At 68.9% G+C, this 23,954-nt stretch carries 24 protein-coding genes; 13 read left to right on the top strand and 11 right to left on the bottom strand.

Annotation, left to right across the window (positions count from 1 at the left end):
• Nucleotides 1-23: 23 nt before the first annotated feature.
• The 5 genes from QCN29_RS29020 to QCN29_RS29000 all read left to right on the top strand — a co-directional run bounded on the left by QCN29_RS29020 (nt 24) and on the right by QCN29_RS29000 (nt 8,774).
• Nucleotides 24-872, top strand: coding sequence for an SAM-dependent methyltransferase (locus tag QCN29_RS29020; protein WP_279931887.1), 849 nt, complete (start codon nt 24-26; stop codon nt 870-872).
• 85 nt (nt 873-957) lie between these two features.
• A complete protein-coding gene (locus QCN29_RS29015; RefSeq protein ID WP_279931885.1) occupies nt 958-1,554 on the top strand; it encodes an SseB family protein in 597 nt (198 codons plus the stop codon).
• Nucleotides 1,551-2,195: a hypothetical protein gene (locus tag QCN29_RS29010; protein WP_279931883.1), complete on the top strand. Its 645-nt coding sequence runs from the start codon at nt 1,551-1,553 to the stop codon at nt 2,193-2,195. Before QCN29_RS29015 ends, QCN29_RS29010 begins: the two co-directional genes overlap by 4 nt.
• The gene (locus tag QCN29_RS29005) at nt 2,195-6,967 is read left to right on the top strand and encodes a putative T7SS-secreted protein (RefSeq protein ID WP_279931882.1); all 4,773 of its coding nucleotides are present in this window, start codon (nt 2,195-2,197) and stop codon (nt 6,965-6,967) included. The genes QCN29_RS29010 and QCN29_RS29005 overlap by 1 nt, the downstream gene beginning before the upstream one ends.
• Before the next feature lie 1,189 nt (nt 6,968-8,156).
• Nucleotides 8,157-8,774, top strand: coding sequence for a hypothetical protein (locus tag QCN29_RS29000; RefSeq protein WP_279931881.1), 618 nt, complete (start codon nt 8,157-8,159; stop codon nt 8,772-8,774).
• Nucleotides 8,775-9,053: 279 nt separating this feature from the next.
• Here QCN29_RS29000 and QCN29_RS28995 read toward each other — a convergent pair whose 3' ends face one another.
• The 6 genes from QCN29_RS28995 to QCN29_RS28970 all read right to left on the bottom strand — a co-directional run bounded on the left by QCN29_RS28995 (nt 9,054) and on the right by QCN29_RS28970 (nt 11,867).
• Nucleotides 9,054-9,950 carry a PDDEXK nuclease domain-containing protein gene (locus QCN29_RS28995; protein WP_279931880.1) on the bottom strand — a complete coding sequence of 299 codons (897 nt, stop codon included), beginning with the start codon at nt 9,948-9,950 and terminating at the stop codon, nt 9,054-9,056.
• Between the two features lie 115 nt (nt 9,951-10,065).
• Complete coding sequence (locus tag QCN29_RS28990) at nt 10,066-10,230, bottom strand: hypothetical protein (protein ID WP_279931879.1); 165 nt, start codon at nt 10,228-10,230, stop codon at nt 10,066-10,068.
• 151 nt (nt 10,231-10,381) lie between these two features.
• Complete coding sequence (locus QCN29_RS28985; protein WP_279931877.1) at nt 10,382-10,600, bottom strand: DUF397 domain-containing protein; 219 nt, start codon at nt 10,598-10,600, stop codon at nt 10,382-10,384.
• Nucleotides 10,593-10,781, bottom strand: coding sequence for a DUF397 domain-containing protein (locus QCN29_RS28980; protein WP_279931875.1), 189 nt, complete (start codon nt 10,779-10,781; stop codon nt 10,593-10,595). The genes QCN29_RS28985 and QCN29_RS28980 overlap by 8 nt, the downstream gene beginning before the upstream one ends.
• A gap of 31 nt (nt 10,782-10,812) precedes the next feature.
• Complete coding sequence (locus QCN29_RS28975; protein ID WP_279931874.1) at nt 10,813-11,004, bottom strand: DUF397 domain-containing protein; 192 nt, start codon at nt 11,002-11,004, stop codon at nt 10,813-10,815.
• Nucleotides 11,005-11,015: 11 nt separating this feature from the next.
• A complete protein-coding gene (locus tag QCN29_RS28970) occupies nt 11,016-11,867 on the bottom strand; it encodes a helix-turn-helix domain-containing protein (protein WP_279931873.1) in 852 nt (283 codons plus the stop codon).
• A gap of 147 nt (nt 11,868-12,014) precedes the next feature.
• On the opposite strand from QCN29_RS28970, the gene QCN29_RS28965 reads away from it, so the two are divergent.
• The 4 genes from QCN29_RS28965 (at nt 12,015) to QCN29_RS28950 (ending at nt 15,026) form a co-directional block, all read left to right on the top strand.
• Entirely contained in the window at nt 12,015-12,455 is a 441-nt protein-coding gene (locus QCN29_RS28965) for an ATP-binding protein (RefSeq protein ID WP_279931872.1), read from the top strand.
• A gap of 57 nt (nt 12,456-12,512) precedes the next feature.
• Nucleotides 12,513-12,956 (top strand): Uma2 family endonuclease, encoded by a 444-nt coding sequence (locus QCN29_RS28960; RefSeq protein ID WP_279931871.1) that lies wholly within the window; start codon nt 12,513-12,515, stop codon nt 12,954-12,956.
• Nucleotides 12,957-13,129: 173 nt separating this feature from the next.
• Nucleotides 13,130-14,155, top strand: a complete 1,026-nt coding sequence (locus QCN29_RS28955; protein ID WP_279931870.1) for a C40 family peptidase — start codon at nt 13,130-13,132, stop codon at nt 14,153-14,155.
• Nucleotides 14,156-14,300: 145 nt separating this feature from the next.
• A complete protein-coding gene (locus tag QCN29_RS28950; RefSeq protein WP_279931868.1) occupies nt 14,301-15,026 on the top strand; it encodes a phosphatase PAP2 family protein in 726 nt (241 codons plus the stop codon).
• A gap of 68 nt (nt 15,027-15,094) precedes the next feature.
• Here the strand turns inward: QCN29_RS28950 and QCN29_RS28945 are convergent, their stop codons facing one another.
• The gene (locus QCN29_RS28945) at nt 15,095-16,645 is read right to left on the bottom strand and encodes an FAD-binding oxidoreductase (protein WP_279931866.1); all 1,551 of its coding nucleotides are present in this window, start codon (nt 16,643-16,645) and stop codon (nt 15,095-15,097) included.
• Nucleotides 16,646-17,075: 430 nt separating this feature from the next.
• Between QCN29_RS28945 and QCN29_RS28940 the strand changes: the two genes are divergently transcribed.
• Together QCN29_RS28940 and QCN29_RS28935 are read left to right on the top strand one after the other, a co-directional pair.
• Entirely contained in the window at nt 17,076-17,936 is an 861-nt protein-coding gene (locus QCN29_RS28940) for a hypothetical protein (RefSeq protein ID WP_279931865.1), read from the top strand.
• A gap of 195 nt (nt 17,937-18,131) precedes the next feature.
• A complete protein-coding gene (locus QCN29_RS28935) occupies nt 18,132-18,311 on the top strand; it encodes a hypothetical protein (protein ID WP_240139271.1) in 180 nt (59 codons plus the stop codon).
• A 95-nt stretch (nt 18,312-18,406) separates the two neighbouring features.
• Here the strand turns inward: QCN29_RS28935 and QCN29_RS28930 are convergent, their stop codons facing one another.
• Nucleotides 18,407-18,826, bottom strand: coding sequence for a metal-sensitive transcriptional regulator (locus tag QCN29_RS28930; protein ID WP_279931864.1), 420 nt, complete (start codon nt 18,824-18,826; stop codon nt 18,407-18,409).
• 194 nt (nt 18,827-19,020) lie between these two features.
• On the opposite strand from QCN29_RS28930, the gene QCN29_RS28925 reads away from it, so the two are divergent.
• Together QCN29_RS28925 and QCN29_RS28920 are read left to right on the top strand one after the other, a co-directional pair.
• Nucleotides 19,021-19,641 carry a DUF47 domain-containing protein gene (locus QCN29_RS28925; RefSeq protein WP_240139272.1) on the top strand — a complete coding sequence of 207 codons (621 nt, stop codon included), beginning with the start codon at nt 19,021-19,023 and terminating at the stop codon, nt 19,639-19,641.
• 6 nt (nt 19,642-19,647) lie between these two features.
• Nucleotides 19,648-20,649 carry an inorganic phosphate transporter gene (locus tag QCN29_RS28920; protein ID WP_279931863.1) on the top strand — a complete coding sequence of 334 codons (1,002 nt, stop codon included), beginning with the start codon at nt 19,648-19,650 and terminating at the stop codon, nt 20,647-20,649.
• A 365-nt stretch (nt 20,650-21,014) separates the two neighbouring features.
• On the opposite strand, the gene pstB is transcribed toward QCN29_RS28920, so the two are convergent.
• The 3 genes from pstB to pstC are packed head-to-tail and all read right to left on the bottom strand — an operon-like array spanning nt 21,015 to nt 23,887.
• Nucleotides 21,015-21,791, bottom strand: a complete 777-nt coding sequence (gene pstB, locus QCN29_RS28915; protein WP_240139274.1) for a phosphate ABC transporter ATP-binding protein PstB — start codon at nt 21,789-21,791, stop codon at nt 21,015-21,017.
• 21 nt (nt 21,792-21,812) lie between these two features.
• Nucleotides 21,813-22,889: a phosphate ABC transporter permease PstA gene (pstA, locus tag QCN29_RS28910; RefSeq protein WP_240139288.1), complete on the bottom strand. Its 1,077-nt coding sequence runs from the start codon at nt 22,887-22,889 to the stop codon at nt 21,813-21,815.
• Nucleotides 22,889-23,887: a phosphate ABC transporter permease subunit PstC gene (gene pstC / locus QCN29_RS28905; RefSeq protein WP_279931861.1), complete on the bottom strand. Its 999-nt coding sequence runs from the start codon at nt 23,885-23,887 to the stop codon at nt 22,889-22,891. The genes pstA and pstC overlap by 1 nt, the downstream gene beginning before the upstream one ends.
• Between the last annotated feature and the right edge of the window lie 67 nt (nt 23,888-23,954).

The raw sequence follows: 23,954 nt of genomic DNA, 5'->3' as shown, positions 1-23,954 counted from the left end.
CCTTTCTTATAGGGGTTTTGGCTATGGTGTCGAAGGTGACCGAATACGCTGATGACAGCGCTCGAATCCTTTCCAGGATCGACACCTCACGACCGCATACCGCCCGAATCTGGAATTACTGGACAGGCGGCAAGGACAACTACCCCGTGGACCGCGAGGCCGGGGACCAGATCCGCAATCTGCATCCGGGCATCGTCGACTACGCCATGGCGGACCGGCACTTTCTGGGGCGTTCGGTTCATCATCTGGCGGGCGAGGCGGGGATACGCCAGTTCCTGGACATCGGCACGGGGCTGCCGAGCGCCGACAACACGCATGAGGTGGCCCAGCGGGTCGCGCCCGACGCGCGGGTCGTCTACGTGGACAACGACCCGCTCGTCCTCGCGCACGCCCGCGCGCTGCTCACCAGTTCCCCCGAGGGCCGTACGGACTACCTCGACGCGGACCTCAGGGACGTCGACTCCATCCTGGAACAGGCGGCCAAGACGCTCGATCTGAGCGAGCCGGTCGCGCTGATGCTGCTGGGCGTCGTCATCTTCATCGGGGACGACGAGGAGTCGCGCCGGATCGTCCGCCGGCTGATGGACGCCCTGCCGTCCGGCAGTCATCTGGTGCTCTCCCACACCATCACCAGCCCGGCGATGCCGGAAGTGGACCAGGCCGTCGCCTTCTGGAACGAACACGGCACGCCGAAGCTCACGCAGCGGACGCCCGAGCAGATCGTCCGCTACTTCGACGGGCTGGAGCTGCTGGAGCCGGGCCTCGTCAGCTGCACGCGGTGGCGGCCGGAGCCGGGAGAGGGCCCGGAGCCGGGAGAGGGCCTGGAGCCGGAGGAAGTGGCGATGTACTGCGGGGTTGCGCGCAAGCCGTGACGGAGGTCATGACGCAAGCCGTGACGGTATGACACGCCCGTGAATTCCGACAGAAAGGCAACCCGATCATGTGACGATATGCGCCATGGGTGAGAACGGGGACCGGGGTGGGGACCAGGACGGGATAACCGGCGAGCCGGAACGTCCGCTGCGACTCGCGGACTTGGCCGCAGCGCCTTCGAAGGCGGCGCCACCGCCCCCTGTCCAGCAGACAGCCTCCAAGGGCGAGGCGGGGACAGAGGCGGAGACAGAGGCTGGGACAGAGGCTGGGGCCGGGGCCGGGGCCGGGGCGGGGGCCGGGGCGGGGGCCGAAGCCGAAGCCGAGGCTCGACGCCGCGAGTTCGCCGCCTTGCTGGGGGAGTTCCGCCGTACGGCAGTACTGGTGCCGCTCGACGCGCACGGCAGCCTCTGGTCGGCCGAACAGGGCGGCGTGCGCTGGATCTGCGCCTTCTCGGACGAGGCGGCGCTCGCCCGGTTCGCGTACGCGCAGGGCGACCCCGGCCGCGAGTGGGAGTACCGCACCGTGCTGGGCGCGCGGCTGCTCGATGTGATGGTGCCGATGCTGGGGGTCCCGGCGGGTGTGGCGCTGGACGCGGGCAGTGAGGACGGAATGTTGTTCCCGCCGGTCGCCGGGGTGGTCCCGGACGCGGCGGCGGTCGACCTCGGGGGAGAGCAGCGGTGAGCGGGAACGATCCGGATCTGGCCGCGCCCCCGGGGGCGCTGGAGCAGATAGCCAAGGGCATCAACGGCGCGTACGCGGAGCTCAAGGATCTCGGCATGATCGGGGACGCGTCGGCCGGCCGGGGCTTCTCGGATCTGGCGCTCAGCGGCCTGGAGCTGAGCCATGCGGGCCTGACGGGGGAGTTCGAGACGTTCTGTGAGCGCTGGGAGTGGGGCGTGCGGGCGCTGATGCAGCGGGGCGCCGGGTTCGCGAGCGCGGTCGGGCTGTCGGCGGGCGCGATCCATGAGCAGGAGCAGTACGTCAAGGACACCTTCAAGATCGCTGCGAACTCCCTGAACGGAAACCCCCATCTGTCGGAGGAGGAGGTCAAGGCCAAGTCCTGGCAGGACATCAGCACTCAGAGCGTGTTCGACGACGCCGACTGGAGCGCCGAATCGTTCCAGCAGGCGCATACCGAGGTGAAGCAGACCTGGAAGGACACGGCGTACGACGTCGAGGACGCGCTGCTGGACTCCATGGAGACCTCGGGCGCACTCGATCCGAAGCTGCGCGATGCGGTCGACGAGCAGATGAAGGAGACGCTCGACCCGACCGACGAGGCGGTGCAGCGGGCTGAGGAGCCGGGCTGGGGCGGACGCTGATGGGCGGCCTCGACGATCTCGGGAACCTCGTCGGCGCCGGATACGACAAGTTCCGGGACGGCGTCGACTGGGGCAAGGAGAAGCTCGGCCAGGGCATCGACGCCGCCACCGACAAGATCGGCGACGGCCTGGAGTACGTCGGCGCGGAAGGCATCGCGGACAAGGTCGAGGACTGGGGCGACCGTACGGCCTCCTCGCTCGGCGCCCAGGTGGGAGAACAGCAGCTCGGTGAGACCGAGGACGCGGACGAGCTGATCCACGGCAACCCCTCGAAGATCACAGCGGCCGTGAAGAACCTGCGCGACTTCCGCGACGCCTTCAACAACGTCGGCCGCGGCATGAAGGGCCTGGACTCCAGCCACTGGAAGGGGGAAGCGGCCGACGCGTTCCGCGAGAAGTTCGCCACGCACCCCGGCGAGTGGATGAAGGCCGCCGACGCCTTCGACGACGCGGCCAAGGCGCTCGACTCGTACGCCTCCACCGTGCGGTGGGCACAGGGCCAGGCGAAGGAGGCGATCGCCCTCTACAAGAAGGGCCAGGAAGCCTCCAAGACCGCGGCGGACGCGTACAACGAGAAGGTCGACGCGTACAACGCCGCCCGCAACGGCCCCGATCCGCTGCCCAGGCCCGCCGCCTTCACCGACCCGGGCAACGCGCAGCGCGAGCGCGCCCACGAGATCCTCAACGAGGCCCGCCGCCAGCGCAACGAGGCCGGCGACACGGCCAAGTCCGCGGTCACGGCGGCGCTGGCGCACGCGCCGAAGGAGCCGACGGGCCTGGAGCGCGCCAAGTTCGACCTGGCGGACTTCGGCGTCGCACAGGGCGTGGAGATGATGCACTTCGGCGGCGGCATCGTGAAGGGCACCGCGGGAATCATCAACTTCGTCCGCAGCGTCAACCCGATCGACGGGTACAACCTGACGCACCCGGCGGAGTACTACAAGAGCGTCAACATGACCCTGGCGGGCCTCGCCTCCACGGCCGCCAACCCGGACCGGGCGCTGAAGAACGCCTGGGAGGCGTTCCAGGCCGACGGCTCCGAGTCTCTTGGACGTCTCATCCCGGAACTCATCGGCACCAAGGGCGCCGGCAGCATCAGAACCCTCGCCCGCGCGGGCGCCCGCAACGGCCTCAAGGAAGGCGTCGAGTCCGCCGCCCGCAAGGGAGTCGGCGACGACCCGGCCAAGCCCTCGCGCCAGTCCGATGCGGTGGAGAACGGCCCGTCGGACCCCATCGACCTGGCCACCGGCGCGATGTATCTGCCGCAGACGGACGTCACGCTGCCCGGCACGCTCCCGCTGGTCTTCCGGCGTCGCGTGGCCTCCGACTACCGGGCGGGCCGCTGGTTCGGTCCTTCCTGGTCCTCCACCGCCGACCAGCGGCTGGAAATCGACTCCCAGGGCGTCGTCTTCGTCTGCGAGGACGGGCTGCTGCTGTCCTATCCGCATCCCGCGCCGGGCGTTCCCGTGCTGCCCAGCCACGGCCCGCGCTGGCCCCTCGACCGGGACCCCGACGGCGACTACACCGTCACGGACCCGGACACCGGCCGAGTCTGGCACTTCACCCCGGCCGTCCTCCCGGATGTCTCTCCGCCCGTCACCCCGAGCGGCGTGGAACTGGCGTTGCTGGCGCAGGTCGACGACCGCAACGGCAACTGGATCACGTACGAGTACGACCCCGACACCGGCGCCCCGACCTCGATCGTCCACAGCGGCGGTTACCGACTGAACCTCACCGCCCACGACGGCCGGATCACCGCCCTCCACCTGGCCGGGGCCGCCCCCGGCGGAGGAGACCAGGAGATCCTCCGCTACGGCTATGCCGACGGCTGCCTCACCGAGGTCGTCAACTCCTCCGGTCTGCCGCTGCGCTTCACCTACGACGACCGCGCCCGCGTCACGTCCTGGACCGACACCAACGGCAGCCGCTACGACTACACATACGACGACCGGGACCGGTGCATCGCGGAAGGCGGAGTCGCCGGGCATGTCGCGCTGCGCCTCGACTACGACGGCACGGACCCCGAGACCGGTCTGCGCGTCACCACGGCCACCACGGGCAGCGGCGCGGTCCACCGCTATCTCGTCAACGACGCCCACCAGATCGTCGCCGAGATCGACCCCCTGGGTGCGGTCACCCGCTTCGAGCGGGACCGCTACAACCGGCTGCTCTCCCGCACCGACCCGCTCGGCCACACCACCCGCTTCGACTACGACGAGGCGGGCCGGCTGACCCGCGTGGTGCGCCCCGACGGGCGGGAGGCCACCGCGGAGTACAACGCCCTCGGCCTGCCGGTGCGCGTGACGAACCCGGACCGGAACTCCGTACGGCAGGAGTACGACGACCGCGGCAACCGGGTCGCGGCGACGGCGCCGTCCGGGGCGACGACGCGGTACGCGTACGACGAGGCGGGGCGGCTGATCGCCGTCACCGACCCGCTGGGCCACACCACCCGAATACGCAACGACGCGGCCGGACTGCCCGTCGAGATCACCGACCCGCTCGGCGCGGTCACCCGCTTCGAGCGGGACGCCTTCGGCCGCCCGACGGCCGTCACCGACCCCCTGGGGGCCGTGACCCGCCTGCAGTGGACGGCGGAGGGGCGGCTTGCGCGCCGGGTGGAGGCGGACGGCAGCGAGCAGTCCTGGACGTACGACGGCGAGGGCAACTGCACCAGCCACACCGACGCCATGGGCGGCGTGTCCCGGTTCGAGTACACGCACTTCGATCTGCTGACCGCCCGTACGGGCCCCGACGGCGTGCGCTACGAGTTCACGCACGACACCGATCTACGGCTCATCGGCGTCACCAACCCGCAAGGGCTGGCCTGGGCATACGAGTACGACGCCGCGGGCCGTCTGATATCCGAGACCGACTTCGACGACCGCACCCTCGCCTACGAGCACGACGCGGCGGGCAGGCTGACCGGGCGGGTCAACGGCCTGGGCCAGAGCATCCGCTTCGAGCACAACTCGCTTGGCCAGGTGGTCCGCAAGGACGCCGACGGCGCGGTCACGACCTTCGCCTACGACCTGTCCGACCAGCTGGCGGAGGCAGCAGGCCCGGACGCGACGATCGCCTACGTCCGCGACCGGTACGGCCGTCTGAAGTCCGAGACGGTGGACGGCCGTACGGTTTCCTACGGCCACGATGAGCTGGGCCGCCGCACGTCGCGGACGACGCCGTCCGGCGCGGTGAGCACATGGACATACGACGCGGCAGGCCGCCGTGCCTCCCTGACGTCCTCGGGACACGAGCTGTCCTTTGAACGGGACGCGGCCGGCCGGGAGGTGGCGCGCCGCGTCGACGAGACCGTCACGCTCGCCAGCGCCTTCGACGACCTGGGCCGGCTGACCGGCCAGACCGTGACCGGCCGCGGCCGCACCCTCCAGCGGCGCAGCTACGCCTACCAGGCCGACGGCCACCTCGTCGGCATCGACGACCTGCTCGGCGGCGCGCGCCGCTTCGACCTCGACGCAGCCGGCCGGGTCACCGCCGTCCACGCGGACGGCTGGACCGAGAGGTACGCGTACGACGAGGCGGGCAACCAGACCCAGGCGGCCTGGCCCGCCAACCACCCCGGCCAGGAGGCCGCCGGACCCCGGACCTACACCGGCACCCGCATCACCCGCGCCGGAAACGTCCGCTACGAACACGACGCCCTCGGCCGCATCACCCTCCGCCAGAAGACCCGGCTCTCGCGCAAGCCGGACACCTGGCGGTACGAATGGGACGCCGAGGACCGGCTGACAGCCGTCACCACCCCGGACGGTGCGCGCTGGCGCTACCGCTACGACCCGCTGGGCCGCCGCACCGCCAAGCAGCGCCTGGCCGCCGACGGCGAAACGATTCTGGAGCAGGTCGCCTTCGTCTGGGACGGCACCACCCTGTGCGAGGAGACCACCACCTCAGCCGCGCTGCCGAACCCGGTCACGCTGACCTGGGACCACGACGGCCTGCGCCCCATCGCCCAGACGGAACGCATCACCGCGGCGGACGCCCCTCAAGAGGAGATCGACCGCCGCTTCTTCACGATCGTCACCGACCTGGTCGGCGCCCCGACCGAACTGATCGACGAAGCCGGCACGATCGCCTGGCGCACCCGCACGACGCTCTGGGGCACCACGGCCTGGAACGCCGACGCCACGGCCCACACACCGCTGCGCTTCCCGGGCCAGTACTTCGACCCGGAAACCGGCCTCCACTACAACTACTTCCGCCACTACGACCCCGAAACGGCCCGCTACCTCACCCCGGACCCCCTGGGCCTCACCCCTGCTCCGAACCCGGCGACGTATGTCGACAATCCCCACACCTGGACGGACCCCTTGGGCTTGACTCCGGAGTGCGGGGCACAGAGACAGGATTCCTATCGGGGGCAATCTCAGGACCGCCCTGGAGGACAGCGTGGCCCTGGAGTTAGCATCGATCAATTGAAAATGGAATTGGGTCGTGCTGGTATGTCTGTCACCGATTACGATATAGTTCATGTGCCTGAGATCCGCACTCCGGACGGAATCGCATTTGGGAATAGCCCGCACACGGCTGACGGATTTCCGATGGTCGGGCCACGCGGCCTCCCGCTCATCGAGATTTCCGATATTGGTCTCCGCGATTTGGATGAAGCGATCATCACGGTGAATCACGAGATATATCATCACAGGCATTTCGAGTTGACTAGAAGGTCTGCTAATCCCTGGGGCGGGTTGGAAGATGAAGCGGAAGCGCATGGGCAGAGAATGCTTGAGAAGTTCAAACGGCACAGAGGTTAGGGTGATCTGAGCATGCCAGAGTTCAGCGCAGAGCATCAGCGGATCCTTGTGTCCGGACCGCGATTCACCGATAATCCAGTAGAGCGGACCTGCCCGGCATGTGGACTGCTGTCTTTGCGTACGTACGTCTACCGACTGGACGCCGCGCGGCGTAGGTCTCGAGCCACGTACGTTTGGTGCGCTTCATGTAGGCGATTCAAAGGGTGGACAGGTCCCGATGATGACGGTCTTGAATTCTCCGACCCGCTTAGCTCGCTGGCGAATGACCGGCGCCGGGCATTGAAGTCTGACTTCGATTCATTCCTGCGTAGGCTTGATGAACTATGGGAGGCAGGCGAACTGCCGCAGAAGTTCAATAGAAAGTGACTGGCAGGGCCGGGCGTAGTATCGGTTGGCCTGCCTTACACCTGCAGGACCAGGCGAACGATCGAAGTCGCGCAGACGTCTTGCACCGTGTCGTCAGTCGTTTGATTATGGACTACGAGTCCTGGATGCCCGGCTCAGCGGCTCATGAATGACATGCCTCCGCAACCCTCGCACCCCCCCCGCCTATATCCGGCCGGTACCGCCGCATATAGCTGCACTGCAGCCGGTGGTATGCGCCGTCGCCTGGCCGACGCGGCTTGCCTGTCGGTAGTTTCGCGGTGGCAAAAGCGACGGCAGTGCCCCTGAACGTGCTCGACTCGGTCGTCCGGGACTGTGACATCCTGTTGCGAGGCGATGCCTCCCCGTAAACGGGAAATCGCAGGGCGACCAACGAGCCGATGGCAGCCCCCCGGAGCGCATCCCCGCAGGTGGCGCTGAGTACGTGGGCCGTGGGCACTCCGGCCTGGCCACAGGCGGTTGGAGCTTGGGCGGTCCGGCGCGGGCAGTGGCCAACAAGGGGCGCTGCGCCGTCAAAAGGAACCATGCTGGCGCAGACGTCCCCTGGGCTTCAGGTGGCGACAGGCGGTGACGTAGCTTTGTGATCATGACCATTCCGACACCGCAGCAGCCCCCAGGTCCGTACGGGACGCCTCACCAGCCGAATCCGTACAACCAGCCCTCCCACCCCAACCCGTACGGTCAGCCGTACCCACAGCCTCAGCCTGGGCAGGGTGCCTGGGGTCAGCCGCCAATGGCTCCGCCTCCACGGAAGAACAGCACAGGTCTCGTTCTCGGCATCATTGCCGCAAGTATTGCCGCTGTCGTGGCTGTCGTCTTCCTTTCCTACCTCGGCAACCGAGGCAGCAGCACAGAAGCTGCGCCATCCAAGCAAGAATCAGCCTCGTTCCCCCCAGTCAAGTATCGGCTTGCCATCCCGAGGACGCTTCTGGACGGCGAGTACATGCTGATTGAAGATAATTCGCAGGAAACCGACGCCGAGATCGGTAGGAGTGGATCCGGTATCCATCCGGAGGCACGCAACGTAAAGGCGGCTGCTGGCTCCTACAATGGCACCAGCAAGGTTTCGCACAGCGGGCTCGTCGTCACGGGCATGTACGGACAATTCAAGAACCCGGAGCAGCAGCGCTACGGCCTAATGGATGGGTTGCGCAAGGCCGAGGGCATGAGTGAGCCGAAACCTCCGCAGCACATTACTCCGCAGGGATCCGAAGTCGATTTCGAGTGCACCGTGATGATGTCGGAGGACCCGGAGGGCACCGCCACTATTCCCGTGTGCGCGTGGGGCGACGATAATACAGCTGCCTATGTGGCCTTCGTGACCCCAGCCTCCGCCGAACAGCACCCCGAGTCCGTTGATCTCGACCAGATCGCACAGAAGGTGTTGGAGATACGCCGAGACATGCGGCAGCAGATCAGCTGACACGCATGCACTGGGCAGCACAGCCATCGGGTACGGATCCAGGTAGCTGCCTGACGGGCCCCTACGTTCGTCGTGTACGAGGCCTCTCGCCTTGCAGTGTACGGAAAACGACCGCCCGCAGAACGTGATCCGGAAGAGTCGCCAGACCGGCGGGATCAAACTCCACCCTCCAAGTGCCCCGTGCCGGGGGCGAGTTCAATAACACCAAGCCCGACCTGTGCGGCTGCTCCAGTTTCTCGAGGTCGTACGCGTTCCCGCATAGGACTGAACTGCCCGACTTCACGGGTGTTCGTCGAGGACGGACTGGGTGAGGCGGAGCAGGTCCGCCTCCGTGGGCATGTGGGTGCGGACGCGTGGGGGCAGGGCCGCGTAGGTGTTGACCGCCGGGGAGTGGGTTCGGCCCCGGAGGGCGATGCGGCAGGTGGGGGTGGTGCCGGCCGCGTTCAGCTGGAGGCCGAGGGTCGTCTCGTCCCGGTCCGGGTCGCGGATCAGGTGGTCGACCAGTTCGAGGTAGAACCCGAGCTTGCCGGTGTCGTCGTGGCGGGTGGGGCGATTCGTCCGGAGTTCGAAGATGACGTAGCGGCGCAGCTTGAGGTGGTAGAAGAGCAGGTCGATGTGGAACTTCTCGCCTCTGATCGTGACGGGGTGCCGTCGGCCTACGAAGGCGAAGCCGAGGCCCAGCTCGGTGAGGAAGCGGACGAGGCTGGTGGCGAGGGTGTCCGCGAGGCTGCGTGAGATGTGCAGGCGCTGGGCGATGGAGCGTTGCAGTGTGGCGCGGGTCCAGCCGTGGCGGTCGGCGGCGGTGGCGTAGAAGTCCAGTTCGGAGCGGGTCTTCAGATGGGTGACCAGGACTGTGATGTGACCCCATGGGAGTCGTGCCACGGGCTCTTGGGCGATGGGTTCCGGCCACGCTCGGGCCATCTGTTGCATATAGAGCAGGTTGCGGCGGGAGAAGCCGCGCTGACGGGGGAACGCCGTCCTCAGGTCGGCGGAGAGCCGGTCCACGGCCTTGGTGCGCCAGTCCGCCTCCAGCTTGTGGCGGAGGATGCAGCGGCCGATCTCCCAGTACGTCTCGGTTCGCGAGCGGGCATGGGGACTGGCGACGGTCTCCTTGACCTCGTTCAGCAGGTCCTCGTACCAGGAGACGCTGTCCGGCCTCTCGTTGGTGTGCGACATAAAGCAGAGCTTTGCCCAATGCTCGGCATATTCGTATGGCACTGACCCGGATGTCTACCGAATGGGTGACGTCCGGCCCGTCTATGTGACTGAGGCGGGCCGGACGTCTGCACGATTACCGGATGGCCACCATGTAGCCCAGCAGCCCCGCGGCGACCGCCAGGAGGGCGATGAACGTCAGGGTGGCTACCGTGCCGCCCGCGTCGCCGGACCGGCGCGAGGGCTTCTTCCCCGTGGTGTGCGCGTTGCTCGTGCTGGCTGCGTTCGCCAGGTTCTTCACTTGTGCTCCTGTGCTGCTTGCCCCGCCGTGGTCGCCGGTGGGTGTCTGACCTCAGCCCTTTGTGGCTGTGTGACACAGAGTAGTCGAATCTGGTCCAGACCACTCGACTGGGGTCGCAGCTTGGCCGGAAGCGGCCTGTGGCCACATCAGTCTACGGCTCGGCGAAGTGATCGAACTCCCCAGCTCGGACGCCTCGTGTGAAGGCGTCCCACTTGCGCCGGGTGGTCGTCACGACCGTGTCCGGATCGTTCGTCTCCCGCAGATAGACCGCGTCGTCCTCACCGTACGCTACCTCGATCCACGGGCCGGGTCCGGTGGCCCCCTCGGGGGCGGCGCGGATCCAGTCGAGGCCGGCGGGCACGTCAGGCATGGTTCTCCTTGACCGCGTCGAGGAGTGCGGCGAAGGCGTGGGGGGTGGCGGAGAGTATGACCCCGGCCGGGTCGCCGCTCTCGGTGAGTCTGACCGTGTGGTCGACGGCGGCGTGTGCGATGTGTATGCAGGACTCGCCTTCGCCGCAGTACGACGACTTCTGCCAGTCGGATGCGGACATCGGAACTCCTCTCGGCGTGCGCGCGGTGCTGTCAGGGAACATGGTCCTCCTTGATAGCGCGCAGCAGGCCTGCGAAGCCGCGGCGGGTGGCGGAGAGTATGACCCCGGCCGGGTCGCCGCTTTCCGTGAGTCTGACCGCGCGGTCGGCGGCGGCGTGTGCGATGTGTATGCAGGACTCGCCTGTAGCGCAGTACGAGGAGCGCTGCCAGTCGCTGATCTGCATGTCGGTTCCCCTCATAGTCCCTGTGCGATGTCGTGGATGAGGTCACGTGATGTGGCCGCCTTCAGGGCGATGGCCTCCATACGTGCGAAGAGCTGCCGGTACACCTGGAGTCCTGGTTCGGCGTCCACGAGCCGTGGGCCGTGGGCTTGGTCGAGCTGGACCGTGTCGAGCTGCGGTACCGGACCGTGTACGTAGTAGATCGACTGTCCGGCTCCCGGGTAGGCACCTGCGTCGAAGGGGATGACCTGGATGGTGATGTTGTCCCGTTCGCTCATGTCGAGCAGGTGCTGCAGTTGCTGCTTCGCCACCGTCGGGCCACCGAACTGCATGCGGAGGGCGGCCTCGTGGATGAGGGCATGAAATGGCGGCGGACCGTCCTGGAAGAGGACCCTCTGGCGCTTGATCCGGTACGAGACGAGGTCCTCGATCTCGGGCGGCGTGTAGGCCGGGACCATCTGTTCGAAGATGACCCGCGCGTGCTGTGCGATCTGGAGCAGCCCCGGAATGTGTGAGGTATGGGCCGTTCGCAAACGTACGCCGTAGGCCTCCAGCTCCGCCAGGTCCAACAGGCTGGGCGCGAGGATCTCGCGGTACTCCTCCCACCAGCCCCGCTTGCGGTCGCCGGTCATGCCGATCAGGGCCTCGATGAGCTGTTCGTCGGTGCACGAGTAGTGCCGGGCTATGGCGCGGAGCCGTTCGGCGCTCACGCCGAACCTCGCGCCCTCCATGTTGCTGACCTGCGCCTGTTTGATGCCCAGGAGCTTCGCTGCCTCCGTCGAGGACAGGCCTGCGCGCTCCCGCAGCCTGCGGAGCTCCGTGCCGAAGCGGAGTTGCCGTGCTGTGGGGTTGCTGCGCACTGGCATGTGGTGCTCCTTCTCGTCGCCCGTGTCACCCACATGGATGGCAAACCTAGAACTTCAGCCTGATGCGCTGAATAACTTATGCGCTATCGGTAGCTTGTATTGCGGACCACACGTTCCGCAACTTCCTTCTGGAACAGGAGACTTCCGATGGCAACCGTAACGCCGCCCTGGGCCTACACCCTTCAACTCCCCCACGACCCCCGCGCCCCCGGCGTCGCGCGCCAGACGCTGCGGACCGTGCTCGCCGCGCACGGCATGGGCGGCGGCTGGGTGGCCGAGGCCGCGGAGGCCGTCGCCGGGGAGATGGTGGTCAACGCGTATCTGCACTCCGACGGGCCCTATACCCTCCGGCTGCGGTCCATGGAGCCCGACCGGCTCCGCGTCAGCGTGTGGGACGGGAATCCGGACATCCCGCCGCCCTTCCGAGGCGCACCCGCGGCCGACGCGGCCCCGCACGAGGAACGAGGGCGCGGGCTGCGGATCGTCGAGGCGTACGCGGATCGGCTCGGTGCGTATCCCCTCGGGGACGGGGGTCTCTTCGGGGAGGGCGGGGGAAAGCTGCTCTGGGCAGAGTGTCGGGGCGGCTGAACCGGCCCGGGGCGTCGCTACGCTGCTGGAGCCCCTCGGCCGGCGGAAGGAGCGGACATGCACCAGCCCAGGCGCGGCAAGCACGCGGAAGTGGTGCGGGTGTTGCGGCGGCAGATCGACGCGGACGTGCACAAGGGGCTCGTCGCGTACGAGGTGGTGTCCATTCGCGGGCGCGGCGGCGGCATGGGGGACGCCGTGACCGCCGACCTCGCCGCGCTCCCCGCGGAATGGGGCGCGAGCGACGAGACTCTCGCCGACCCGCACGATGTCGCCCTCGCCGTCGAGGTGGGGGCGGACGAGCAGCAGGTCGCGCGGTATGCCGGCGACGGCGTCCCCGTGCTGCTCGTCGTCGATCCCCGGCACGGCGACTGGACGCTGTACGACCGTCCTGAGGGCGGTCGGTACCAGGGCGTGCATCAGGGGCACTACGGCGACGACATCCCCGTGCCCGAGCCCCTCTCGCTCGCCCTCGCCACCGGACTGCTGCCCCGGTACGGCTGACGGCGCGCGGGTGTGTGCGCCCGGTCCACGATCGAGCCGGGCCTCACGACGCCTCGGCTGGCGGCGCGCGGGTGTGTGCGCCTCCGCGCCGCACAGCCCCTCTCCTGCCGCGTCGGCGACCCACCTACACTGGCTTGCTGAGCTGACTCCCCTGTGACGAAGGGTGGCTGACGGTGCGTAAGGCCTGGGCAGTGGGGGGCGCCTGCGTCGGGCTGTGCCTGTGTTTCGTCGCGCTGCTTGTCGTCGGGACGTACGCGGCCGCCGCCGGGCTCATCGGCGGGGCCGGCAAGAGCGGAGCGGTGGCGCTCGCCAAGGGGGCCGTGCCCGCGCGGTACCAGGGGCTCGTGCAGACCTGGGGCAACCTGTGCCCCGCCATCAACCCCGCGCTGCTCGCCGCCCAGCTGTACCAGGAGAGCGGCTGGAACCCCCGTGCGCAGAGCCATGCCGCCGCGCAGGGCATCGCGCAGTTCATCCCCGGCACCTGGGCCGTGCACGGCGTCGACGGCGACAAGGACGGGGACCGCGATGTCTGGGACCCGGCTGACGCCATTCCGTCCGCGGCCTCGTACGACTGCAAGCTGGCCGAATATGTGAAGGACGTGCCGGGCGACCCGACGTCCAACATGCTGGCCGCCTACAACGCGGGCGCGTACGCCGTCATCAAGTACCAGGGCGTGCCCCCGTACCGCGAGACGCGGAACTATGTGAAGGTCATCCGCACCCTGGAGAAGAGCTTCGCCCGGCCCGCCGGACGGGTCCAGCCCTCGCGGCAGGCCGCCGGGGCCATCTACTTCGCGCAGCAGAAGCTCGGCACCAAGTACCTCTGGGGCGGCGAGGGCACACCTGAGGACGGCGGGCGGTTCGACTGCTCAGGGCTGACCCAGGCCGCATACCGCACCGTCGGCATCGAGCTGCCGCGCGTGGCGAACGACCAGTACAACGCCGGACCGCACCCGGGCAGGGACGAACTGCTCCCGGGCGATCTGGTCTTCTTCTCCGACGATCTGACGAACTCCCGGGCCATCCGGCATGTGGGTGTCTATGTGGGCGGGGGGTACATGATCAACGCGCCGTACACCGGAGCGGTCATCCGTTTCGACAAGATCGACACTCCCGACTACTTTGGCGCCACCAGGGTCACCGAGGACGGCGCCAAGGCGCTGCCGACGGATCTGCCGTCGTCCTCCGCGGCCGACTGACGGTCGTGAACCGAGTTTCCGTCTCTCTTGGATAACGTCATCGTGATCATTCCGTGGAGACCGGAACGCGCGGACGAGACCGGCCGTTCCGTAGAGACGGCAGCTCAGGCAAGCGAAGGCAGGGTCGCAGCAGATGTCGCAGCAGATGGCTGGACTCGCAGTCGACGGGGGCAACCCGGATGTCGGTCTGCTCTTTGACATCAACGGCCTGACCGCGGCCACGCCTTCGTGGTTCGACCGCGCCATGACGTTCGTCGGGGAGTACGGAATCCTCCTCGCCCTGGTGCTCACAGTGCTGTGGTGCTGGCTCAGCGTGCGGCGGCGCGGCACCCCCGAGGACTCGATTTCCGCGGTGGCCGGGCTGATCTGGACACCGCTGGCCGCCGGCGTCGCGCTCCTCGTCAACATCCCGATCCGCGGCTTCGTGGAACGCCCGCGACCCTTCCTCGAACACCAGGGCCTGGACGTCCTCATCGGGGGCAAGGCCGACTACTCCTTCGTCAGCGACCATGCCACGCTGGCCATGGCCGTCGGCGCCGGACTCTTCCTCGCCCACCGGAAGTTCGGCTTCGCGGGCATCGGGCTGGCCCTCGCCGAGGGCTTCTGCCGGGTCTACATGGGCGTCCACTACCCCACCGACGTCATCGGCGGCTTCGCCCTCGGCACCGCCGTCGCCCTGCTGCTCGCCCCGCTCGCGCTCGCGCTGCTGACCCCGTTCGTGTCGGCGGTCGCGGCGACCGAGCGGTTCGGGCGGCTCGTACGGTCGCGGCGGGCCGGCCCCGGCGGCGGCGGGCGTGCCGCGGAGTCCTTCGGCGTCCCGGAGCCGCGCACCGGCGGGCCCGACTCCTGCGAGAACGACCTCGCGGCGTGACGGGACGGAAGAACGGATGGGCGACCCGACTGCTATAGCGCCTGCGAGGCGGATGGACGGCCCGACTGCTAAAGCGCCTGCGCGAAGTCGAACAGCCGGTCGGGGTCGTACTGCTGCTTCAGCCGGGTCAGCCGGTCGAGCGCCGGGCCGTAGTACGCCTGCCGCCAGTCCTTCAACGAGGGGTCGGGGTAGTTCTGGTACGCGGCCCCCGACGCATACGGCTGCATCGCGGTGTGCGTGTCGCCGAGCCAGGACTGCTGAGCCGTCCCCGGAGTGCCCGCCCGCCAGGAGGCGATGTACTGGACGAGCACCCGTGAGCGGCGGTGTACGAAGGCCGTGGCCAGCGGGTCCACCCGGTTGACCGCACCGCCGAGCGCTGTGAGCAGCAGGCTGCCGGCTCCGCCGCCCTGCGCCGCGGTGATCCGGGTGAACGCCTCCGTCCGAGCGATCAGTGTGCGCAGCCCGGCGGGGGCGAGGTCGCGGTCGAAGAAGTCGGAGGCGGCGGAGTAGGTGTCGCGCCGAAGTGTTCCTTCGGGGCTGCGGCCGGGGGTGCCGCCCGGCAGCCTGCACTGGTCCTCGGTGAGCCCGAGGCAGCCGGCGTTCGCGAGCATCGCATCCTGGAAACTGCGCTTCCGGAAGGCGACGTTGGTCGCGGCCGCGCCCACCCGGTCGACGAGCCGGTCCACCTGGTTGCGCAACTCGCTCTCCGTGCCGAGGGACAGTGTGTTCACGGCGACGGTGGGGGTGACCCCGCCCGCGCCCGCCGACAGTTGCAGCGACGACCAGATCTCGTCCGGCTGGTCGGGGCCCCAGCGCTGCCAGGCGTCCAGCACGGCCTCGGCCCTGGACCAGGGCCAGGTCAGAAAGGCGGCGACGGTCGCGGGGGCCGGATGGGTGCGGAAGCGGAAGCGCGTCACCACGCCGAAGTTGCCGCCTCCCGCCCCGCGCAGCGCCCAGTACAGGTCCTTGTTCTCGTCCGCGTCCGCCGTCAGCACCCGGCCGTCGGCGGTGACGACGGTGGCCGACATGAGGCTGTCGCAGGTCAGCCCGTACGCCCGTGAGACCACGCCGTGGCCGCCGCCGAGCGCGAGGCCGGAGACGCCGACCGTCGGGCAGGTGCCGCCGGGAATGGTGCGGCCGTGGCCGGCCAGGGAGTCATAGACGCCGATCAGCTTGGCCCCCGCTCCTACGGTTCCGTCCGCCGCCACCTCGTCGAGCGAGGAGACGTCGACGATGAGCCGGCCGTCGCCGGAGGACCAACCCCCGTAGGAGTGGCCGCCGTTGCGGACCGCCACGGGGACGGCGCGGGCGCGCGCGAACGCCAGGCACTCCCTGACGTCGTCCTCGCCCGCGACATACGCCACGGCGGCCGGTTTCAGGCTGTCGAAGCGGGTGTTGTAGAGGAGGCGGGCGGTCGGGAACTCGGCGTCGCCGGGGCGGATCAGTTCGCCGTCCAGGCCGCGGGCGAGCGCGTTCCAGTCGGCGGGCGCCGACGCCCCTGGGGTGCCGGTCGGCGGAGGGGTGCGGGCGGGGGTGGCGGTGGCCGTGCCGCCGTTGGTCGCGGTGCAGCCGGTCGCGGCGGCCGCCGCGGCGGCGATGAGAAGCGTACGCCGGTCCATGGCGGCCTCCGGGGGTCAGGCGGGTGTCGGCGGGGGTGGCAGATGCAAGGCCACGTCGGCCCGGGCTCGCTCGCGCGAGCGCCGGGCCGGGCCGCGCCATCCGCAGGAGCAGCGGGCGTGGGCGAAGGAGCCGGTCTCCGCAGTCGTGGCGGAGTGCGTCGCGGCGTCGTCTCCGGCGACGTGACGAGGGTCGTGTTGCGGATCGTGTCTCGTGTCGTGTCTCGGGTCGTCCGGCGGTGCGGGCGGCGCTGCCGGGAGATCGGTGCGGGGCGCTGGCTGAGGCACGGTCCAACGGTACTCGGGCGCGCGCCCGCCGCACCCCGTCGACGCCGCGTGACGGCTTGCCCCGGGCCGTCGTTAAAGCGGGCGGGAGGGGTCTCGTACAGGAAAAGGCGGCAGACCGCGGCCGGGCGTTGGGGGTTGGCAGGCGATGGCAGTGCAGCAGCACAGGCGCAGGGGCGGGGCGGACACCCGGGCGATCACCGCCGTGGCGGCTGCCGTCCTGGGCGCGGCGGCGGCCGTCGGCTGCTCCGGCGGTGCGGACACCGTCGCCGAGGGCGCGGCGCGCGGTGACCGGTCCCGTGACGGCTCCCCCGGCGAGGTGCGTGAGGCCGCGGACAAGCTCACCGGGGCGGGCAGCGCCCTGGCCCGTACGTCCATGGAGATGGCGTCGGGAGGCACCCGGCTCACCATCCGGGGCGAGGGCGGCTACGACTTCGTACGGCGGATGGGCCGGCTGACCGTGGTGCTGCCCGAGGACCCCACGGGAGCGGAGGCGGGGCGCCCGGTCACCGAACTGCTGACGCCGGGTGCGCTGTATATGAAGAACCGCGGCGCGGGCGTGCCCGCCGACAAGTGGGTCCGGATCGACACTGCGACCCTGGAGGACGGCAACCTCGTCACGGGCGGCGCGACCGACCCGCTGGCGGCCGCCGAGCTGCTGCGCGGCGCGCGGGACATCGAGTACGTGGGCGAGGAGAAGCTGTCGGGCGCGACGGTGCGGCACTACCGCGGCACCACGGACATCGCGCTGGCGGCCGAGGCCGCGGAGCCGCATGCGCGCGCCTCGCTCGCCGCGGCGGCGAAAGGGTTCGCCAATGACGCGGTCCCGTTCGACGCGTACGTGGACGAGAAGGGTCTGCTGCGCAAAGTGCGCCACCGGTTCAGCTTTGTCAACGAGGGGCGCACGGTGGATGTCGCCTCGACGACCCTGCTCTATGACTTCGGTTCCCCTGTCACGGTGCAACTGCCGGACAAAAAGGATATTTACTCAGGGAAGATCAGGGCTTAAATGGTCCAGACGTGTCATGCGCCGCGCGTGTATCGCTCCCTACCCTGGGAAACCGGCCGTTGGCACGTCAGCGGAGCAAGTGAGCAGCGTCGTACGCCGCACGAAGGCATGGTGGGAACGCACGGCAGGAAGAGGTGAGTGCACGTGGCCCCGAGCAGCGCGACCGCAACCGCAACCGCGACCCTGACAGCAACCGTGACAGCAACCGCAACCGCGACCGTCCAGGACCATGTGGCCCTCGCCGAGATCGAGCTGTGCGGTGAGCTGATGATCGCGGCGTCGGCCGCGGACGAGGAACGGCTCAGCCCCGACCGCATCGACGAGGTCCTGAAGGTGGCGGCCGAGCGCTCCGCGCTCCTCGCGGCCCTGGAGTGACCCGGGCTGCCGGGCCCGGCAAGAGCCGGGCGGGGGCCCGGGCAGTGCCCGGCAAGGGGCCTGCAGAGGCCCGGGGTTCAAGCCCGGGCCCGTCGTCAGGTCCGCAGCAGACGGGCGATCGCCTTCGTCGCCTCCTCGACCTTCGCGTCGATCTCGTCCCCGCCCTTCAGCGCCGCATCCGCGACGCAGTGGCGCAGATGCTCCTCCAGGAGCTGGAGCGCGAAGGACTGCAGGGCCTTCGTCGACGCGGACACCTGGGTGAGTATGTCGATGCAGTAGACGTCCTCCTCGACCATCCGCTGGAGGCCGCGGATCTGGCCTTCGACCCGGCGAAGCCGCTTGAGGTGCTCGTCCTTCTGCTTGTGGTACCCGTGCACCGCGTGGTCGCCGTGCGCCGCGTCGTCGCCGTGCTCGGCGCGTTCGGCGTGGCCCGTGCGGGCGCCGTGTCCGGTGGCCTGGACGGGGCTGTCGGCTGGTTCGGTGACCGGGGGGCCGGCCGCCTTGGTGGTCGTCATCGCGTCCTCCCGTTGTCCGAAAGGGATCCGATACCCCTCGTGGGTATATCGTAACGAATCGTGCGAGAACGGGGCGGGCCCCCGTGCTGATCTCGGTGCCTGATGGGCGACACTGGGGACTTGCCGGTTACCCGTGGCCGGATGATGCGCCTAGCATCACCCTGACCCACCCCAAAGCACCCCGAGGACCCCACGTGCGTTTTCGTCTGACCCCCAGGGAGACGAGCTTCTACGACATGTTCGCCGCATCCGCGGACAACATCGTCACGGGCTCCAAGCTCCTGATGGAGATGCTCGGGGCGGACGCCTCCGCCCGGGCCGAGATCGCGGAACGGATGCGGGCAGCGGAGCACGCCGGGGACGACGCCACGCATGCGATCTTCCACCAGCTCAACTCCTCGTTCATCACGCCGTTCGACCGCGAGGACATCTACTCCCTCGCATCGTCGCTCGACGACATCATGGACTTCATGGAGGAGGCCGTCGACCTCGTCGTCCTGTACCAGATCGAGGAACTGCCCAAGGGCGTCGAGCAGCAGATCGAGGTCCTGGCGCGGGCGGCGGTGCTGACGGCGGAGGCCATGCCGCATCTGCGGACGATGGACAACCTCACCGAATACTGGATCGAGGTCAACCGGCTGGAGAACCAGGCCGACCAGATTCACCGCAAGCTGCTGGCGCACCTCTTCAACGGCAAGTACGACGCCATCGAGGTCCTCAAGCTCAAGCAGATCGTGGATGTGCTGGAAGAGGCTGCGGACGCGTTCGAGCATGTCGCGAACACGGTGGAGACCATCGCGGTCAAGGAGTCCTGAGTCCTAGTGGACACCTTTGCCCTGGTCGTGACCATCGGGGTCGCGCTCTTCTTCACGTATACCAACGGCTTTCACGACTCCGCGAACGCCATCGCCACCTCGGTGTCCACCCGCGCGCTGACGCCCCGGGCCGCGCTGCTGATGGCGGCGGTGATGAACCTCGCGGGCGCCTTCCTGGGCAGCGGGGTCGCCAAGACCGTCAGCGAGGGCCTGATCGAGACACCCGAGGCCAGCAACAAGGGGATGGGCATCCTCTTCGCGGCACTGCTCGGGGCGATCACCTGGAACCTGATCACCTGGTACTTCGGGCTGCCGTCGTCGTCCTCGCACGCGCTGTTCGGCGGCATGGTGGGCGCGGCGCTCGCGGGCGGCACGGAGGTGATCTGGAGCGGGGTGCTGGAGAAGGTCGTCATCCCGATGTTCGTCTCGCCGATCGTGGGTCTGCTGGCCGGCTATCTGGTCATGGCCGGGATCATGTGGATCTTCCGCAAGGCCAACCCGCACAAGGCGAAGCGCGGCTTCCGGATAGCTCAGACGGTCTCCGCGGCCGGCATGGCGCTCGGTCACGGTCTCCAGGACGCCCAGAAGACCATGGGCATCGTGGTGATGGCCCTGGTCATCGCGGATGTGGAGGACTTCGGCGACCCGATCCCGCTGTGGGTGAAGATCGCCAGTGCGGTGATGCTGTCCCTGGGCACGTACGCGGGCGGCTGGCGCATCATGCGGACGCTCGGACGCAAGATCATCGAGCTGGATCCGCCGCAGGGGTTCGCGGCGGAGGCCACCGGTGCGTCGATCATGTTCGGTTCGGCGTTGGTGTTCCAGGCGCCGATCTCCACGACGCATGTCATCACCTCGGCGATCATGGGCGTCGGCGCGACGAAGCGGGTGAACGCGGTGCGGTGGGGCGTCGCGAAGAACATCGTGCTCGGGTGGTTCGTCACCATGCCGATGGCGGCGGTGGTTGCTGCGTTGAGCTATGGGCTGGTGTGGCTGGTGTTCGCCTGAGCGGCGTGGTGCCGGGGCCGGGTGCTGCGGGGGGTCCGGGGGTCGTCCCCCGGGGGGGTGCAGTGTCGCCATGCCGATGGCGGCGGTGGTCGCTGCGCTGGGCTATGGGCTGGTGTGGCTGGTGTTCGCCTGAGCGGCCGGGTACGGCCGACGGACCCGTGCAGACGTACAGGAATGGGCCCGCCCCCTCTGGGAGTGAGGGGGCGGGCCCTTGTCGTCTTGCGGTGGCACCGCCATGCAGCACCGCGAGACGAGTACTTGAGGAGACCGGTGTGCCGGGAGGGGCCGGCGATGCGTCGGGGATTGCCCGCCGCCGCCGTCAGCCGTCGTGCCCCCGGCCCATCTCGGTCTCCTGACCGGGTGACTTATCCGAAGCGGCCCGAGATGTAGTCCTCGGTCGCCTGGACAGACGGGTTGGAGAAGATCCGCTCCGTCTCGTCTATCTCGATCAGCTTGCCCGGCTGGCCCACGGCCGCCAGGTTGAAGAACGCCGTGCGGTCCGAGACGCGCGCCGCCTGCTGCATGTTGTGCGTCACGATGACGATCGTGAAGCGTTCCTTCAGCTCGCCGATCAGGTCCTCGATCGCCAGCGTGGAGATCGGGTCGAGCGCCGAGCACGGCTCGTCCATCAGCAGCACGTCCGGCTCGACCGCGATCGCACGGGCGATGCACAGACGCTGCTGCTGACCGCCGGAGAGGCCCGAGCCCGGCTTGTTCAGGCGGTCCTTGACCTCGTTCCAGAGGTTCGCGCCGCGCAGCGACTTCTCGACGATGTCGTTGAGCTGGCTCTTCTTGTAGTTGCCGTTCAGCCGCAGGCCCGCCGCGACATTGTCGTAGATCGACATCGTCGGGAAGGGGTTGGGCCGCTGGAAGACCATGCCGACCGTACGGCGTACTGCGACGGGGTCGACCCCGGACGCGTACAGGTTCTCGTCGTCCAGCAGCACCTTGCCCTCGACACGGCCGCCGGGGGTGACCTCGTGCATGCGGTTCAGGGTGCGCAGAAACGTGGACTTGCCGCAGCCGGACGGGCCGATGAAGGCGGTCACGGAGCGGGGCTCCACGGTCATCGAGATGTCCTCGATCGCCTTGTGGGAGCCGTAGTAGGCGGTCAGGCCGCTGACGTCGATTCGCTTGGCCATTCAAATCACTTCCAGATGGCCTTAGCGGCCGGTCTTCGGGGCCTTCCAGCGGGCGATGCCGCGGGCCACCAGGTTGAGGAGCATGACGAAGGCGATCAGTACGAGGGCGCCGGCCCAGGCACGCGCGATGGAGGCGTCGGTGCCGACGGCGTACTGCTCGTACACATACAGCGGCAGGGACGCCTGAGCGCCTTCGAAGGGGTTCGGGTTGATCAGCTTGGTGCCGAAGACGAGCAGCAGCACGGGAGCCGTCTCACCGGTGATGCGGGCGACCGCGAGCATGACGCCCGTGGTGATGCCGCCGATCGCGGTGGGGAGCACCACCTTGAGGATAGTCCGCCACTTGGGGACGCCCAGGGCGAGCGACGCCTCGCGCAGCTCGTTCGGGACGAGCTTGAGCATCTCCTCGGTGGAGCGGACCACGACCGGCATCATCAGGATGGCGAGCGCCAGCGAGCCGGCGAATCCGGAGGGCCCGAAGCCCAGCATCAGATTCCAGGTGGCGAGGATGAACAGACCCGCGACGATCGACGGGATGCCCGTCATGACGTCGACGAAGAACGTGATGGCCTTGGCCAGCGTCCCGCCGCCGTACTCGACCAGGTAGATCGCGGTCAGCAGGCCGATCGGCGCGGCGATCAGGGCGGCGAGGGCGACCTGCTCGATGGTGCCGAGCAGCGCGTGGTAGAGACCGCCGCCGGGCGCGGCGTCGAGGACGCCGTTCATCGAGTGGGTGAGGAAGTACGGGTCGAGGACCTCGATGCCCTTGCTGATCGTGACCCAGGACAGGGAGAGCAGCGGGACGATCGCCAGGATGAAGGAGACCCAGATGACGCTGGTGGCCACCCGGTCCTTGGCCTGCCGGGCGCCCTCGACCCGGGTGGTGATCACGAAGCTGGCGAGTACGAAGATCATCGCCGCCAGCAGGCCCCACTGCACCTTGCTGTGCCAGCCGGCCGCGAGGCCGATGCCGCAGCCTGCGGCGATCGAGGCGACCGCGATGGCCGGCTGCGCCCAGCGGGGGAGACGGGCGTGCGAGAGGTGGTTGACGCGCTGGACGGCGGCCGGACGGCGTCGGTCCTGGATGGTCTGGCTCATCATGCGTTGGCCCCCGAGTACTCCTTGCGGCGGGCGATGATCATTCGGGCCGCGCCATTGACCAGCAGCGTGATGACGAACAGGACCAGACCGGAGGCGATCAGGGCGTCGCGGCCGAACTCGTCCGCCTCGTTGAACTTGGCGGCGATGTTCTGAGCGAACGTTCCGCCGCCCGGGTCGAGCAGATGCCCGGAGATCAGGAAGCTCGGGGAGAGGACGACCGCGACGGCCATGGTCTCGCCGAGCGCGCGGCCGAGGCCGAGCATGGAGGCGCTGATGATGCCGGAGCGGCCGAAGGGCAGCACCGACATGCGGATGACCTCCCAGCGGGTGGCGCCGAGAGCCAGCGCGGCCTCCTCGTGCATCCTGGGCACCTGGAGGAAGACCTCACGGGTCACGTTGGTGATGATCGGCAGGATCATGATCGCCAGCAGGATGCCGACGGTGAAGAGGTTGCGGGCGACGCCCGGGCTGGACTTGTCGAAGATGTACGTCCAGCCCATGTACTGGTCGAGCCACTTGTTGAGGCCGCCCAGATACGGGACGAGGAAGATCGCGCCCCAGAGGCCGTAGATGATCGACGGCACGGCGGCCAGCAGGTCGACGACGTACGCGAGCGGGGCGGCGAGCTTGCGCGGCGCGTAGTGCGAGATGAAAAGCGCGATGCCGACCGCGACCGGCACGGCGATCACCATGGCGATGATCGAGGAGACGACCGTGCCGAAGGCGAGGACGGCGATGCCGAAGACCGGCGGGTCGCCGGCCGGGTTCCACTCGAAGGTGGTGAAGAAGTTGCCCTCGTCCTTCGAGATCGCGAGGGCCGCGCGGTAGGTGAGGAAGGCTGCGATCGCGGCCATGATCACCAGCAGGGTGATGCCGGAGCCGCGGGAGAGGCCCAGGAACACCCGGTCGCCCGGGCGGACCTTGCTCTTGGTCTTGGTGGTCTCTATGGCCGGCCCCTTGGGGGGCGGCACTTCGCTGTGAGCAGTTGTTGCCATCGGTTTTCTCCGGTCTGCGGAGCTGTGCGGCTCCTGGCGGCGGTGCACCGGATGCCGGAGCCGGCCG

Origin of the sequence: Streptomyces chengmaiensis (assembly GCF_029846775.1) — a bacterium.
Classification (GTDB): domain Bacteria; phylum Actinomycetota; class Actinomycetes; order Streptomycetales; family Streptomycetaceae; genus Streptomyces; species Streptomyces chengmaiensis.
This window is presented reverse-complemented; position numbering and strand designations above follow the sequence as displayed.